Source organism: Neisseria gonorrhoeae, from assembly GCF_013030075.1.
Lineage (GTDB): Bacteria > Pseudomonadota > Gammaproteobacteria > Burkholderiales > Neisseriaceae > Neisseria > Neisseria gonorrhoeae.
In genome coordinates, this window is sequence record NZ_AP023069.1 from 247,088 (window position 1) to 262,070 (window position 14,983).

Sequence of the window (14,983 nt, forward strand, 5' to 3'; positions counted from 1 at the left end):
ACATTGGAGGCCGTCTGAAAGCACTAGCTTCAACGAAGTTAAAAGTTGAAACGGCAAACCGTCAATCAAGCAACCGCGTGCGTACCGCACACACGCAGTGGGCGGGTTAGTTGTGCAGGCTGCTTTTCTCCGACAACACCCCCATCAGATGTTTGCCTAAAATTTCCGACAATTTGACAGGAACCGCATTGCCAATTTGTCGCATTGCTTCTCCCCAAGCTCCAGAAATGACAAATTCTTCAGGGAATGTTTGAAGAAGTTTTGCTTCATAGCTGGTAAAGTATCTGACTGTTCCATCATCATAACGAATCATATTTTCTCCGCCGGGAACGCCATGCCCACCTGCTTTAATGGTTTTGGACGGTTCGTCTATCCCGCTTCCTGTGTGTCCGGGATAAATTCTTGCGCCATCCCTATATTCATGTCCTGTAATTTTATGATTCCCCAAAGGATGCGGGATGTCGGACAAGGTATCCCTTACCGTTTGCCAAGGTTTTTTTTCTGGTTCGAATATACCGTATTTTTTTTGTAACTTTTCAGCAATATCTTTATTGAATCTTTTGGGTTCGTTGTGTTTTTCCCAGTATTCCCCCGTTACATACTTTTCCCAATTCAACCTGTCTTCGGAATGTGTTCTTTTTGGGAATTTCCAATCAATATCCAAATCGGCCCGGATACCTACGATAACCACGCGTTCGCGTTTTTGCGGCACTCCGTAATCAGCTGCATTCAACAATTGATATGAAACCTTATATTTGATTCCTTTATATAAATTGAATTCAATTTCTTTCAGCCGTGTCAGATGGCCTTTCCAATCTTCATTCTGCAAAATACCAAGATTCGGATAAGTAAGCCGAAGTAGGATATATTCAAAATAATCAGCGAATGATTTTCTTAAAAGTCCTTTTACATTCTCAAAGATAAAAGCTTTGGGGCGGTAATACTCCACATATCTGACCGCATGAGGAAACATATCCCTTCTGTCTTCATGGGCAAGGTGTTTCCCGCCCAATGAAAAGGGCTGGCAAGGAGGACCGCCTGCAATGACTTCTATGCCTTCTTGACTGGAAAGATCAAAATCTGCCACATCTCCCTGATAAACAAGCTTGGGGTTAAAGTTGCTTCTTAAAGAATTGCATGCATCTTTATTGAGTTCAATAAAAGATGCATGTTGGAATCCTGCAAGTTCAAGGCCTTTTGCCAACCCGCCCGCGCCGGAAAAAATTTCCAAAGACTTCATAGGTTATTTTCTCTTTATTATCTCTAAATGTGTGTTGATATTTTCAAGTATGGACTCATAGCTATTCGGTATGCCGTTTAGCCTATCTGCCCAAACCCGCCCGCTATGAAGGACATCCCAATCCGATTTGGCTTGTTCGTAACGGCCTTTTCCGGGGTCGTGGTTTCCGAAACCATCGACACAAGAGTTCCATAGAGGTTTGTGTAATTTAATCAGGGCAGCTTCGATTGTGCCTATCATGTCAGAACCGGCACCTTCAAAGATAACGAATCTGCACATGAAATCGGAAGGATCTAAATCAGAAACAGCGGCAATACTCCTGCTGTGTTCTTTCAACCGGTGGAACAGTTCGGTTGATTGGTTTAGCGCATTATCAGAATTTCTTGCTTGCCGCCAGCCTTTGGGGACGGCCTTGCCAACATAAATTGGCGCATTGTAGGATAATCTGTTCCAGTCCGCATATTGTTTGTACAAAGGATTGTTACCGATATAGTAAATCGCATAAACCCCTGCACCTTTGAACTGTTTGGGTGGAGGAAGTGTATGAACAGGCGTACCATGAAAAAAGCGTATGGCATCTTTAACCAGTTCTACAAAAGCTTCGTTATGATAGATATGCTTGCTGCGGTCAAAATTATTGTTCATTTTCTATATCCGTTCGTTTACTTCAAAACCACTTTCAAATACTTCCCGGTATAACTCCCCTTAACCTTCGCCACTTCCTCAGGGCTACCTTTCGCGATAACCTTACCCCCACCATCGCCGCCTTCCGGCCCTAAGTCCACAATCCAATCCGCGGTTTTAATTACATCCAGATTATGCTCGATAATCACAATCGAGTTGCCTTTGCCTTTCAGACGGCCTATGACTTCCAGCAGCAGGGCGATGTCGGCGAAGTGCAGGCCGGTGGTGGGTTCGTCGAGGATGTAGAGCGTTCTGCCGGTGTCGCGTTTGGAGAGTTCCAAGGCGAGTTTGACGCGCTGGGCTTCGCCGCCGGAGAGGGTGGTGGCGGATTGGCCGAGGCGGATGTAGCCGAGACCTACGTCCATCAGGGTTTGCAGTTTGCGCGATACGGTGGGGACGGCGTCGAAAAATTCGCGGGCTTCTTCGACCGTCATGTCGAGGACTTGGCTGATGTTTTTGCCTTTGTATTGGATTTCGAGGGTTTCGCGGTTGTAGCGTTTGCCGTGGCAGACTTCGCAGGGGACGTACACGTCGGGCAGGAAGTGCATTTCGACTTTGATTACGCCGTCGCCTTGGCAGGCTTCGCAGCGGCCGCCTTTGACGTTGAAGGAGAATCTGCCGACGTTGTAGCCGCGTTCGCGCGAGAGGGGTACGCCGGCGAAGAGTTCGCGGATGGGGGTAAACAGGCCGGTGTAGGTGGCGGGGTTGGAGCGCGGGGTGCGGCCGATGGGGGATTGGTCGACGTTGATGACTTTGTCGAGGTGTTCGAGGCCGCGGATGTCGTCGTATGGGGCGGGTTCTTCTTGGGCGCGGTTGAGTTCGCGGGCGGTGATTTTGGCGAGGGTGTCGTTAATCAGGGTGGATTTGCCGCTGCCGGATACGCCGGTGATGCAGGTAATCAAACCGAGCGGCAACTCGAGGGTGACGTTTTTGAGGTTGTTGCCGCGCGCACCTTTGAGGACGAGCATTCGGTCGGGATTGACGGGCGTGCGTTCAGACGGCACGGCAATGGATTTTTTGCCGCCGAGGTATTGTCCGGTAACGGATTTTTCGCATTTGGCGACATTTTCGGGTGTGTCGGCAATCAGTACGTTGCCGCCGTGTTCGCCCGCGCCGGGGCCCATATCGACGACGAAATCGGCTTCGCGGATGGCGTCTTCGTCGTGTTCGACCACAATTACGCTGTTGCCCAAATCGCGCAGGCGTTTGAGGGTGGCGAGCAGGCGGTCGTTGTCGCGCTGGTGCAGGCCGATGGAGGGTTCGTCCAAAACGTACATCACGCCGGTCAGGCCGCTGCCGATTTGGCTGGCGAGGCGGATGCGCTGGGCTTCGCCGCCGGAAAGGGTTTCGGCGGAACGGCTTAAATTCAGGTAATCCAGCCCGACGTTAATCAAGAAGCCGAGCCGCTCGGTGATTTCTTTGAGGATTTTTTCGGCGATCTGTTTTTTGTTGCCGTCCAAATCCAGCGTTTCGAAGAATCGGTGGGTTTTGGTCAGCGGCCAGGCGGAGACTTCGTGCAACGGTTCGCCGCCGACGTAAACGTAGCGTGCTTCTTTGCGCAAACGTGCGCCGCCGCAGCTCGGGCAGGCACGGTGATTTTGGTACTCGCGCAGTTTTTCGCGCACGGTTTCGCTGTCGGTTTCGCGGTAGCGGCGTTCGAGATTGGGGATGATGCCCTCGAAGGCGTGGCTGCGGTTGAAGGTGGTGCCGCGTTCGGACAGGTAGGTGAAATCAATGACTTCTTTGCCCGAGCCGTGCAACACGACTTTTTTGACTTTTTCAGGCAAAGTTTCCCAAGCGACGTTGACATCAAATTTATAATGATGCGCCAGCGATTGAATCATTTGGAAATAGAATTGGTTGCGTTTGTCCCAACCGTCAATCGCGCCGGTTGCCAGCGACAATTCGGGATGGGCGACTACTTTTTCGGGGTCGAAGAAATTGGTGTTGCCCAAGCCGTCGCAAGTCGGGCAGGAACCCATCGGGTTGTTGAACGAAAAGAGGCGCGGTTCCAATTCGGGCAGGCTGTATGAGCATACGGGGCAGGCAAAACGCGCGGAAAACCAATGTTCTTCGCCGCTGTCCATTTCCATCGCCAGCGCGCGCTCGTTGCCGTGGCGCAGCGCGGTTTCAAAACTTTCCGCCAGTCGTTGTTTGATGTCGGCTTTCACTTTCACGCGGTCGATGACGACGTCGATATTGTGTTTGATGTTTTTTTCCAGCTTCGGTACTTCGTCAAGCTGATAGACTTCGCCGTCCACGCGCACACGGGCAAAGCCTTGCGCCTGCAAGTCGGCAAAGAAATCGACAAACTCGCCCTTACGCTCGCGCACCGCCGGCCCCAGAATCATCACGCGCGTATCTTCCGGCAGTTTTAATACGGCATCGACCATTTGAGATACGGTTTGGCTGGATAGCGGCAGCTTGTGTTCGGGGCAATACGGCGTGCCGACACGGGCGTATAAAAGGCGCAGGTAGTCGTGGATTTCCGTTACCGTGCCGACGGTGGAACGCGGATTGTGGCTGGTGGATTTCTGCTCGATGGAAATCGCAGGCGACAGGCCTTCAATCAAATCGACATCGGGTTTGTCCATCATCTGCAAAAACTGCCGCGCATAGGCAGACAGGCTCTCGACATAACGCCGCTGCCCTTCGGCATATAAAGTATCAAACGCCAGCGATGATTTGCCGCTGCCTGACAATCCTGTTACCACCACGAGCTTGTGGCGGGGAATGTCCAAATCGATGTTTTTCAAATTATGCGTGCGCGCGCCGCGAATGCGGATGGTGTCGTTGTCGTGCGAATGTCGGGGATGATGGTTGCACATAATGGATGCCGCCTGAAAAAATAAAGGAAAACCGATATTGTAGCACTTTCTCGGATGCCGTCTGAAGCCGCGTTCAGACGGCATTTGTCGGCGGAACGCGGCGGATTCCGTTATAATGTCGCTATTTAATATATTTGAATAAAAGGATGACAAATGAACCGTCTTTATCCCCACCCGATTATCGCCCGTGAGGGCTGGCCGATTATCGGCGGCGGTTTGGCTTTGAGCCTGCTGGTGTCGATGTGCTGCGGCTGGTGGTCTTTGCCGTTTTGGGTGTTTACCGTATTTGCATTGCAGTTTTTCCGCGACCCTGCGCGTGAAATTCCGCAAAATCCTGAAGCGGTGTTGAGTCCGGTTGACGGCCGTATCGTGGTGGTCGAGCGCGCACGCGATCCGTATCGTGATGTCGATGCTTTGAAAATCAGTATTTTTATGAACGTGTTCAACGTGCATTCGCAAAAATCGCCTGCCGATTGTACGGTAACGAAAGTGGTCTATAACAAAGGCAAATTCGTGAATGCGGATTTGGACAAAGCCAGCACGGAAAACGAACGCAACGCGGTTTTGGCGACTACGGCTTCCGGTCGTGAAATTACTTTTGTTCAAGTGGCCGGTCTGGTGGCACGCCGTATTTTGTGTTACACCCAAGCAGGTGCGAAACTGTCCCGCGGCGAACGCTATGGCTTTATCCGCTTCGGTTCGCGCGTGGATGTGTATCTGCCTGTCGATGCGCAGGCGCAAGTGGCGATTGGTGATAAAGTAACCGGCGTAAAAACCGTATTGGCGCGTTTGCCGCTGACTGATTCTCAAGCCGATCCTGTTTCACAAGCTGCTTCGGTTGAAACAGCGGCAAACCCATCTGCCGAACAGCAGCAAATCGAAGCGGCGGCGGCTAAGATTCAGGCGGCTGTGCAAGATGTGTTGAAAGATTAATTTTGCGAACTGAAATAGAAAATATCAGTACCATCATTCACACGAATGAGGAAGTTTGGTTTTTTGAATTTTTGCTAATGTTCACACCGTTATGTTCACGAAAATGGGAATCCGGGAACTTAACGTTACGGTGATTTATCAGAAATAACAGAAACCGAACGAATTGGATTCCCGCCTGCGCGGGAATGACGACTCATTAGTTACCTAAAACTTAAAAAACAGAAACCTTTACGCCGTCATTCCCACGAAAGTGGGAATCCGGGAACTTAACGTTACGGTGATTTATCGGAAACGGCTGAAACCGAATGAATTGGATTCCCGCCTGCGCGGGAATGATGGGATCTTGGGTTTTTGCTTTTGATTTTTCTGCTTTTGCGAGAATGACGGCGTGAAAGCAAGAATGATGAAACAAAGAAAATGGGAATGATGGCACAGTGGTTTGTTCCTTGTCTTTGCCATATTTCCTAACAAGTTGATTAAAAAGAAAAAAAGGTTTTCAGAATGCCGTCTGAAAACCTTTTTTGTTTGCCTGTCCGATTTTAAAACTTCACGTTTACGCCGCCGGTAAAGCTGCGGCCCATTTGCGGCGTATCAGAGAGGAAGCTGCTGTGGGCGTAAACGGATTGGTTGAGCAGGTTGTCGGCTTTGACGTACCAATTCCACTCGCCATAGCGCGTATTGCGGCGGTAGTTTGCACCGAGGTTGAGCATATGGTGTCCGGGCGTACGCGTTTCGTAGCGGGCGAGTTTGTTTTGGGCGAACACGCGGTAGTAGTCCAAATTGGCATCGATACGGTCGGTTAGCGAGGTTTTCAGGTGGAAGCCGAGGCGCGCAGCCGGAATGCGGGGGGCGTTTTGGTCGTCCTGCGCGATGAAGGGACGTTTGCCGTAGGGATCTTCCCTGCCGGGTAGGGACGGCAGGTTTTTCAGACGGCCTCGTACATAGTCGCCGGAAACGCCGATGCGGTAGCGCGGTGTCGGTTTGAAGTAGATTTCGCCTTCCGCGCCGTAGAAGTCGGCACCGGATTGGTTGTAGCGCACGAGCTTCATTTCGCTGTCGTCTTCGATGGATTTGGGGCCGCGTCCGTCGTTTAAGGTTTGGGCGTAAATGTAGTTGCCGAATCGGTTGCGGTAGGCTGCCAGATTGTATTGCCAGCGGTCGCCTTCGTAGCCCAGCGCGAGTTCGATATTGTTGGAACGCTCTTTGTTGAGGTGTTTGTTGCCGACTTCAAAGGTGTTGGTGGCGACGTGCTTGCCGTGTGCGTACAGTTCTTGCGTTGACGGCAGGCGTTCCTGATGGGAGGCGGTCAGGCTGAGTTTGTGGTGTGGCGTGAAATACCAGTTGCCCGAAAGTGCGAACGAGCGGGCGGTTTGGCGGTGCGCGCCGAGGTCGGGCAGGGGCTGGTTGTAGTAGTTTTCTCGATCAATCAATGCTTTGTCGTACCGGATGGAGGCTTTTTGTTTTTCCACGCGTACGCCGCCTTCAAGCGTGAAGTTGTCCCAATTTGCCTGTTCTACACCGAAAAAGCTGTAATGGCGGACATTGTTGTCAATCAACATCGGTTGTTGGACGGTTTCGGGAATGGCGGAAAGCGCGCTGGATTTTTGTCCCAAATATTGCACGCCCCAGCTGCCTTTCAGACGGCCTATGGGTTGGTGGCGCAACTCGATACGGGCGTTGTGTGTTTTGTTGTTGAAGAAGTTTTCTACTGCATCGCCTGCTTTTTCGTCGTGGTGGTAGTCATTGCGGTTCAGATGTACGCGCAGGGCTTCAAAACCGGGGAATGGCTGCTTCCATTCGGCGCGGAGTTCGTAGCGTTTGTTGCGCAGGTCTATCCACGGTTTGCCGTTGTGGGTGTGTGCGTGTGCACCGTCGCCGTCGTGGAAGCCGCAGCTCAAGCCCGGATTGTCGTAATCGATGTCTTCTTCGGTCAACAAGTGCGGATAAAGCTGCAAATAGCGTTTGTTGATCAAACTCTTTTGCCAGATGATGTCGGCGTGGCAATCATCGTATTCGTGGCTGTGGGCAGGCAGGCCGTAGCGGTCGCGACGGTCGCTGTATGCTGCGCCGATAAAGCCTTTTTCGCCTACCCAAGACAGCCCGATGCTGCCCGTTTGCGAATCGGCATGGCTGTCGGGCAGGCGTTTCAGATTGCGGTAACGCGGTACGGCGTAATCGCCCGATTTGCGGTACAAGCCTTCGGTATGCAGCACGAAGTTTTTGCCCAGTCCGATATTGATGCCTGCGGATGTCAGTTTTTCTAAATTGCCGCTGCTCAAACGCAATCCGGCTTCGCCCGATACGCCGTTTTCAGGCATTTTTTCGGGGATTTTTCCATCGGCAACATCGACCAGCCCCGCCACATTGCCCGAGCTGTACAAGAGCGTAACCGGCCCGCGCAGGATTTCAACCTGTTGCGACAAGGCGGTATCTACCATAATGGCGTGATCGGGAGAAAAGTCCGCCATATCGCCCGTTTCGCCGTGATGGTTCAATACTTTAATCCGTCTGCCCGTTTGACCGCGAATAACGGGAGCGGATGCGCCGCCGCCGTATTGCGAGGCATGAATGCCCGGTACGCCGTCCAAAGCGTCGCCCAAGTTGACGGCTTTTTGGCGCAAAGTATCGCCGGAGATGATTTTGTCGGAGGCGGTCGAAGTGTGCAGCAGCCCCGAAGTCGCGCGCGGACGGCTTTTGCCGACGACGCTGACCGTTTCCAAGCCCACCGATTGCTCAGTTTCATGCGCTTGGGCGAGGAGGGGTGTGTTGATTAAAAGAATTGATAAAACAATGGGTTTGAGTGTGATTTGTGCCATTTTGGCTTCTCGTCGCATTTCAAAAGTTTGTTATTATATAACATTGCATTTTTTATATCATAAGATTTTGAGAATACTCAGAGGGCATAGGCAAAAGTTTTTCAAATGACACGGTTGTGATATTTAATGGCGTTAATTTGTATTAACCCTAATTTTAGGGAAGTTAATGATGTGAACACGAACGCCGCTATATGTTAGCTATCGGATAACCAAAATTTATGAGGGCATAAAAACGGTACGTTCCCGAACGGTCGAAAAGGTGGCAAAATGGCGTACTTGTCAGAACGCGAGGCTCTGCGCCAGATTCACGAGGGCGCATCGGGCACGCTAAGATATAAGGGGGTATGGATGGGGGTATCGGAAATGCAGTTAATAATAAACAAATTATAAATCAATAGGTTAATCACAAAATGCTTTTGTTTATCGACAATTACGACAGTTTTACTTACAACATCGTCCAGTATTTCGCAGAATTGGGGCAGGAAGTCGCCGTGCGCCGCAACGATGATATTACGTTGGAGGAAATCGAGGCATTGAATCCGCAATATCTCGTTATCGGTCCCGGACCGTGTTCCCCTAAGGAGGCGGGTATTTCAGTAGAAGCCATGCGCCATTTTGCCGGCCGGCTGCCGATTATGGGCGTGTGCCTCGGGCATCAGACGATAGGCGAAGCGTTCGGTGGAGATGTGGTACGGGCAAAAACCTTGATGCACGGTAAGGTGTCGCCCGTGTCCCATTCGGGCAAGGGTATGTTTAAGGGTTTGCCCAATCCGGTTACCTGTACGCGTTATCACAGCCTCGTTATCGAACGCGGCACGCTGCCGGATTGCTTGGAAATCACGGCGTGGACGGAAGACGGCGAAATTATGGGCGTGCGCCATAAGGAATATGCCGTCGAGGGCGTGCAGTTCCACCCCGAAGCCCTCTTGACCGAACGCGGACATGATATGTTGAACAATTTTTTAGTTGAATTTCAAAACTTCAAACCGCAAAAAATCTGACGTGATGCCGTCTGAAGCCCTTCGGGCGGCATTTTCGTCCGAATATTGAACGGAGGACAAAAAATGATTACACCGCAACAGGCTATCGAACGATTAATCAGCAATAACGAGTTGTTTTACGATGAAATGACCGACTTGATGCGCCAAATGATGAGCGGAAAAGTGCCGCCCGAACAAATTGCGGCGATTTTGACCGGCTTGCGTATCAAGGTTGAAACCGTTTCCGAAATCACCGCCGCCGCCGCCGTGATGTGCGAGTTTGCGTCAAAAGTGCCGCTGGAGGATGCGGACGGGCTGGTCGATATCGTCGGTACGGGCGGGGATGGCGCGAAAACCTTCAATATTTCGACGACTTCGATGTTTGTTGCTGCAGCGGCAGGCGCAAAGGTTGCCAAACACGGAGGCCGGTCGGTCTCTTCCTCCAGCGGTGCGGCTGACGTGATGGAGCAAATGGGCGCAAACCTCAACCTGACTCCCGAACAGATTGCCCAAAGTATCAGGCAGACCGGTATAGGGTTTATGTTCGCACCCAATCACCACAGTGCCATGCGCCATGTCGCCCCGGTGCGCCGTTCGCTCGGTTTCCGAAGCATTTTCAACATATTGGGTCCGTTAACCAATCCTGCGGGCGCGCCGAACCAGCTTTTGGGCGTGTTCCACACCGATTTGTGCGGCATTTTGTCGCGGGTCTTGCAACAACTCGGCTCAAAACACGTTTTGGTCGTTTGCGGGGAGGGCGGTTTGGATGAAATTACACTGACGGGCAAAACGCGCGTTGCCGAACTCAAAGACGGAAAAATCAGCGAATACGACATCCGCCCAGAAGATTTCGGTATCGAAACCCGCCGCAATTTGGATGAAATCAAAGTTGCCAATACTCAGGAATCTTTGTTGAAAATGAACGAGGTACTGGACGGGAAAGAAGGGGCGGCGCGCGATATCGTATTGCTTAATACCGCCGCCGCCTTATATGCCGGAAATATCGCTGCTTCGCTTTCAGACGGCATATCTGCCGCACGGGAAGGCATCGATTCAGGTAGGGCGAAGGCGAAAAAAGAGGAGTTTGTCGGTTTTACACGGCAATTCGCCTAAGCCGGCAAACTTGATATAAAGCAACAAATGCCGTCTGAACGGCGGAATTGGCGTTTCAGACGGCATGAGGCCTTTGCAAAAAAGCCCTTCCTTCGACATCCGAAACCCAAACACAGGTTTTCGGCTGTTTTCGCCCCAAATACCTCCTAATTTTACCCGAATATCCCCTTAATCCCCCCCGGATACCCGATAATCAGGCATCCGGGCCGCCTTTTAGGCGGCAGCGGGCGCACTTAGCCTGTTGGCGGCTTTCAACAGGTTCAAACACATCGCCTTCAGGTGGCTTTGCGCACCCACTTTGAGCAGCCCGAAATAGGCTGCCCGCGCATAGCGGAATTTACGGTAGCGGCATAAGGTGCTGCAACCGGGGATGCCCGGTTCGTCAAAACGGCAAAACAGGTTGAAACCGATGCGGGTGATGAGGCTGTGTTCGAGTTCGGGATCGGAGAGGCTGTGCCATTGTCCGGGCAGGACGGCTTTGAACATGGACGACAGGGGATGGGCGGGACGGCCGCGGCGGTCTCGGAGGTAACGGGTTTTTTGACGGATCAGGTATTGTTCGATCGGCTGCCAATCAATCACCTGGTCCAACTCCGATAGCGGGAAGCGGCCGATGTGTTTGGCAGTCATGGCTTGGGCGGTTTGCCGGAAGAAGGTGTTCATGGGAAATCCCCTAAATGCCTTGGTGGGAATTTAGGGGATTTTGGGGATTTTTGCAAAGGTCTCAAGAGATGTGTTTAAGCACGCGGAAGGCTTTCTGTTTGCGTCAGGTCAAATAATGATGCCGTCTGAAAACCGAATCGGCTTCAGACGGCATTTATATCGTAACGGTCGGATTGGGTAGGTTGGCGCACCTGTCCGGTTTTCGGTTTGGCAAACCGTTTTTTTGTTGGGTTCAGTGTTTTCTGATAGGCGGTTGCGGCATCGGATTTGCCCAGCCCCGCCAGTACGCGGATATGCTCGGCAGCAGATTGTGCCAGAGGTTCAAGGGTGTAGCCGCCTTCGAGTACGGATACGATTTTGCCGGGGCAGCTGGATGCCGTCTGAATGATTTTGTGTGTCAGCCAGGCAAAATCCGCCTCGTGCAGGTTGAGCCTGCCCGATTCGTCCAGACGGTGTGCGTCGAATCCTGCCGACAGCAGCACCAGTTCGGGTTTGAATGCGGCAAGCCGGGGCAGCCACTGTCTGCGGACGGCTTCGCGGAATGTGCGGTTGCCCGTTCCCGACGGCAAGGGCAGGTGCACCATATTGCCGCCGTCGGGCATACCGTTGTTTTCGGGGAAGGGGAAAAGGTCGGTTTCAAACAGGTTGAAAAACAGGATGCGCGGATCGTCTTTGAATATTTCTGCCGTACCGTCGCCGTAGTGGACATCGAAATCGATGACGGCAATGCGTTTCAGGCGGTATTCGGCAATGGCATGCATGACGCCGGCGGCAACGTTGTTCAGCAGGCAGAATCCGCCGGCTTTGCCGCTTTTCGCGTGATGCTCCGGCGGGCGGGCGGCGCAAAAGGCGTGCCACGCTTTGCGTTTCATGACCATATCGACTGCCTGAACTGCCGAACCGGCGGAAAAACGGGCGGCGGACAGGGAGTTTTTGCTGATAACGGTGTCGTCGTCCAAACGGCAAATCTTGCCGTCTTCGGGTAGGCAAGATTCCAAACGGTTCAGATATTTGCTCGAGCGGACAAGTGCAAGGCGCGTATCGCTGATTTCTTCCGCCTCTACGGTTTGGAGGTGCTGCCAAATACCGGCGCGGCGCAATGCCTGCTCGATGCAGAGGATGCGGTCGGGCGAATCGGGATGGTTTGCCCCGGGGTCGTGCCCGGTGCAGGCGGGGTGGAAAATCCAGGCGGTCTGGGCGTTTTTGCCCAAAAAAAGGCGCAACAGGGCGTAGAGTTTCAGGAACAGGCGGGTCAGCGGCATGGGTTCGGGAAAGGGGGTGCAGACGGCATACGGTTGGGTATGGGCGGCAAACCCGATATATTGTTTACGGTCTTATGCTATTATATACCCCGCTCGATTTTCAATCATATTTAGAAAGAACGGATAAATTATGAATCAAGCTGTTGCACAATTTGCTCCTTTGGTGTTGATTATGGTGGTGTTCTACTTCCTGATCATGCGCCCCCAACAAAAGAAATTCAAAGCGCATCAGGCAATGCTTGCCGCCTTGAAAGCCGGCGACAAAGTGGTCTTGGCGGCAGGTTTCAAGGGTAAGGTAACCAGAGTCGGCGAACAGTTTTTTACCGTGGATATCGGACAGGGTACAAAAATCGAGGTCGAAGTGGAACGCAATGCGATTGCCGCAAAAGTCGATTGATTTGTGCCGACAAGCCGCATCGGGAAAGCCCGAATGCGGCACTTTGTTTTGAATTCCAACCGAAGGCTTGACCATGTTCCGACACGCAGGGCGGCATATTCAAGATGCTGCCTTTCGGTCTTGCCTGGCAGGGAGGGGTTTTGCCTCTTCTGAAATAGCCCGATTCCGACACCACCGAAAGGGTGGGGTTCCAACCATTAAGGAACAATGATGAACCGTTATCCTTTATGGAAATATCTGCTGATTGTGTTCACGATTGCGGTTGCCGCAGTGTATTCGCTGCCCAACCTATTCGGCGAAACGCCCGCCGTGCAGGTATCGACCAACCGACAAGCCATCATCATCAACGAACAGACTCAATCCAAAGTGGATGCTGCGCTGAAAAACGCGGGCATTCAGACCGACGGGATGTTTGTTGTGGATAATTCACTGAAAGTGCGTTTCAAAGACACAGAAACGCAGCTTAAAGCGCGCGACGTTATCGAAAACACTTTGGGCGAAGGGTATATTACCGCGCTCAACCTGTTGGCGGACAGCCCCGAATGGATGGCGAAAATCAAAGCCAATCCGATGTTTTTGGGTTTGGACCTGCGCGGCGGCGTGCATTTCACCATGCAGGTCGATATGAAAGCCGCGATGCAGAAAACGTTTGAGCGTTATTCGGGCGACATCCGCCGCGAACTGCGCCGTGAAAAAATCCGCAGCGGCACGGTGCGTCAGGCTGAAAACAGCCTGACCGTCCCTTTGCAGGATGCCGGCGATGTGCAAAAGGCACTGCCTCAGTTACTCAAGCTGTTTCCTGAGGCAACGTTAAATTCAGAAGGCAGCAATATTGTATTGGCGCTTTCGGAAGAGGCGGTGAATAAAGTACGATCAGATGCGGTGAAGCAAAACATCACTACCCTGCATAACCGTGTAAACGAATTGGGTGTGGCAGAGCCGATTATCCAACAGTCAGGTTTGGACCGCATTGTCGTACAGCTTCCCGGCGTGCAAGATACTGCCAAGGCAAAAGACATCATCGGCCGTACCGCGACTTTGGAAGTCCGCATGGTGGAGGACGATCCTGCCAAGTTGCGCGAGGCATTGGAAGGCAACGTGCCGAGCGGTTATGAGCTGCTTTCAAGCGGCGGGGAGCATCCCGAAACTCTGCTGATCAGCAAACAGGTCGAGCTGACCGGCGACAACATCAACGATGCGCAACCGAGTTTCGACCAAATGGGCGCACCTGCCGTCAGTCTGAGCTTGGACAGCGCGGGCGGCAGCATTTTCGGCGAACTGACTGCCGCAAATGTCGGCAAACGCATGGCGATGGTTTTGATCGACCAAGGAAAATCCGAGGTTGTAACCGCACCGGTTATCCGTACTGCCATTACCGGCGGACGCGTGGAAATTTCCGGAAGCATGACGACAGCCGAAGCCAACGATACGTCTTTGCTGTTGCGTGCCGGTTCTCTTGCCGCACCGATGCAGATTGTCGAAGAACGTACCATCGGTCCGTCTTTGGGTAAGGAGAACATCGAAAAAGGCTTCCATTCGACTTTATGGGGTTTTGCCATCGTTGCTGCATTCATGGTGGTTTATTACCGCCTGATGGGTTTCTTTTCTACTATTGCATTGAGTGCCAACATACTGTTCCTAATCGGTATTTTGTCTGCCATGCAGGCAACGTTGACGTTACCGGGTATGGCCGCGCTGGCGTTGACTTTGGGTATGGCAATCGACTCCAACGTCTTGATTAACGAACGTATCCGAGAGGAATTGCGTGCCGGCGTGCCGCCGCAGCAGGCAATCAATCTCGGTTTCCAACACGCATGGGCGACCATTGTTGATTCGAACCTGACTTCGCTGATTGCCGGTATCGCGCTTTTGGTATTCGGTTCCGGACCGGTAAGAGGTTTTGCCGTCGTACACTGCTTGGGTATTCTGACTTCGATGTATTCGTCCGTCGTCGTATTCCGTGCGTTGGTCAATCTGTGGTACGGCCGCCGCCGCAAATTGCAGAATATTTCCATCGGTGCGGTATGGAAACCTGAAGCCGAAACTGCGGCAGGTAAGGAGTAAGCT

Annotated in this window: 10 protein-coding genes and 1 pseudogene; 5 read left to right on the forward strand and 6 right to left on the reverse strand. The window is 52.2% G+C overall.

What is annotated here, in order from left to right; all coding sequences use genetic code 11:
- Positions 1-106: 106 nt before the first annotated feature.
- From HT085_RS01265 to uvrA, 3 genes are read right to left on the reverse strand one after another with little or no spacing between them, the layout of a single operon-like run.
- A complete protein-coding gene (locus tag HT085_RS01265) occupies positions 107-1,240 on the reverse strand; it encodes a DNA cytosine methyltransferase (RefSeq protein ID WP_003689650.1) in 1,134 nt (377 codons plus the stop codon).
- 3 nt (positions 1,241-1,243) lie between these two features.
- Positions 1,244-1,885, reverse strand: a complete 642-nt coding sequence (locus tag HT085_RS01270) for an Eco29kI family restriction endonuclease (protein ID WP_003689649.1) — start codon at positions 1,883-1,885, stop codon at positions 1,244-1,246.
- A gap of 17 nt (positions 1,886-1,902) precedes the next feature.
- Positions 1,903-4,752, reverse strand: a complete 2,850-nt coding sequence (uvrA, locus tag HT085_RS01275; RefSeq protein WP_003690680.1) for an excinuclease ABC subunit UvrA — start codon at positions 4,750-4,752, stop codon at positions 1,903-1,905.
- 153 nt (positions 4,753-4,905) lie between these two features.
- Between uvrA and HT085_RS01280 the strand changes: the two genes are divergently transcribed.
- On the forward strand, positions 4,906-5,685 hold the full coding sequence (locus HT085_RS01280) for a phosphatidylserine decarboxylase (protein ID WP_003690682.1): 780 nt from the start codon (positions 4,906-4,908) through the stop codon (positions 5,683-5,685).
- Positions 5,686-6,224: 539 nt separating this feature from the next.
- Here HT085_RS01280 and znuD read toward each other — a convergent pair.
- The gene (znuD, locus tag HT085_RS01285; RefSeq protein ID WP_014580101.1) at positions 6,225-8,501 is read right to left on the reverse strand and encodes a TonB-dependent zinc receptor ZnuD; all 2,277 of its coding nucleotides are present in this window, start codon (positions 8,499-8,501) and stop codon (positions 6,225-6,227) included.
- Positions 8,502-8,911: 410 nt separating this feature from the next.
- Here znuD and HT085_RS01290 point away from each other — a divergent pair, with 410 nt between their 5' ends.
- On the forward strand, positions 8,912-9,502 hold the full coding sequence (locus tag HT085_RS01290; protein ID WP_003689643.1) for an aminodeoxychorismate/anthranilate synthase component II: 591 nt from the start codon (positions 8,912-8,914) through the stop codon (positions 9,500-9,502).
- A 63-nt stretch (positions 9,503-9,565) separates the two neighbouring features.
- Positions 9,566-10,594, forward strand: a complete 1,029-nt coding sequence (trpD, locus tag HT085_RS01295) for an anthranilate phosphoribosyltransferase (protein WP_010358628.1) — start codon at positions 9,566-9,568, stop codon at positions 10,592-10,594.
- A gap of 333 nt (positions 10,595-10,927) precedes the next feature.
- On the opposite strand, the pseudogene HT085_RS01300 reads toward trpD, so the two are convergent.
- Together HT085_RS01300 and HT085_RS01305 are read right to left on the reverse strand one after the other, a co-directional pair.
- Positions 10,928-11,257 (reverse strand): annotated as a pseudogene (locus HT085_RS01300) (transposase); the annotation flags it as partial.
- Positions 11,258-11,400: 143 nt separating this feature from the next.
- Positions 11,401-12,519 carry a histone deacetylase family protein gene (locus tag HT085_RS01305; RefSeq protein ID WP_010359793.1) on the reverse strand — a complete coding sequence of 373 codons (1,119 nt, stop codon included), beginning with the start codon at positions 12,517-12,519 and terminating at the stop codon, positions 11,401-11,403.
- A 130-nt stretch (positions 12,520-12,649) separates the two neighbouring features.
- On the opposite strand from HT085_RS01305, the gene yajC reads away from it, so the two are divergent.
- Together yajC and secD are read left to right on the forward strand one after the other, a co-directional pair.
- The gene (gene yajC / locus HT085_RS01310) at positions 12,650-12,916 is read left to right on the forward strand and encodes a preprotein translocase subunit YajC (RefSeq protein ID WP_003687494.1); all 267 of its coding nucleotides are present in this window, start codon (positions 12,650-12,652) and stop codon (positions 12,914-12,916) included.
- Between the two features lie 210 nt (positions 12,917-13,126).
- On the forward strand, positions 13,127-14,980 hold the full coding sequence (secD, locus tag HT085_RS01315; protein WP_003687495.1) for a protein translocase subunit SecD: 1,854 nt from the start codon (positions 13,127-13,129) through the stop codon (positions 14,978-14,980).
- Positions 14,981-14,983 lie beyond the last annotated feature (3 nt).

Excerpts from the sequence above, each read along its gene's own strand:
- HT085_RS01265 (WP_003689650.1), bottom strand. The coding sequence starts at position 1,240 with ATGAAGTCTTTGGAAATTTTTTCCGGCGCGGGCGGGTTGGCAAAAGGC.
- HT085_RS01270 (WP_003689649.1), bottom strand. The coding sequence starts at position 1,885 with ATGAACAATAATTTTGACCGCAGCAAGCATATCTATCATAACGAAGCT.
- uvrA (WP_003690680.1), bottom strand. The coding sequence starts at position 4,752 with ATGTGCAACCATCATCCCCGACATTCGCACGACAACGACACCATCCGC.
- HT085_RS01280 (WP_003690682.1), top strand. The coding sequence starts at position 4,906 with ATGAACCGTCTTTATCCCCACCCGATTATCGCCCGTGAGGGCTGGCCG.
- znuD (WP_014580101.1), bottom strand. The coding sequence starts at position 8,501 with ATGGCACAAATCACACTCAAACCCATTGTTTTATCAATTCTTTTAATC.
- HT085_RS01290 (WP_003689643.1), top strand. The coding sequence starts at position 8,912 with ATGCTTTTGTTTATCGACAATTACGACAGTTTTACTTACAACATCGTC.
- trpD (WP_010358628.1), top strand. The coding sequence starts at position 9,566 with ATGATTACACCGCAACAGGCTATCGAACGATTAATCAGCAATAACGAG.
- HT085_RS01305 (WP_010359793.1), bottom strand. The coding sequence starts at position 12,519 with ATGCCGCTGACCCGCCTGTTCCTGAAACTCTACGCCCTGTTGCGCCTT.
- yajC (WP_003687494.1), top strand. The coding sequence starts at position 12,650 with ATGAATCAAGCTGTTGCACAATTTGCTCCTTTGGTGTTGATTATGGTG.
- secD (WP_003687495.1), top strand. The coding sequence starts at position 13,127 with ATGAACCGTTATCCTTTATGGAAATATCTGCTGATTGTGTTCACGATT.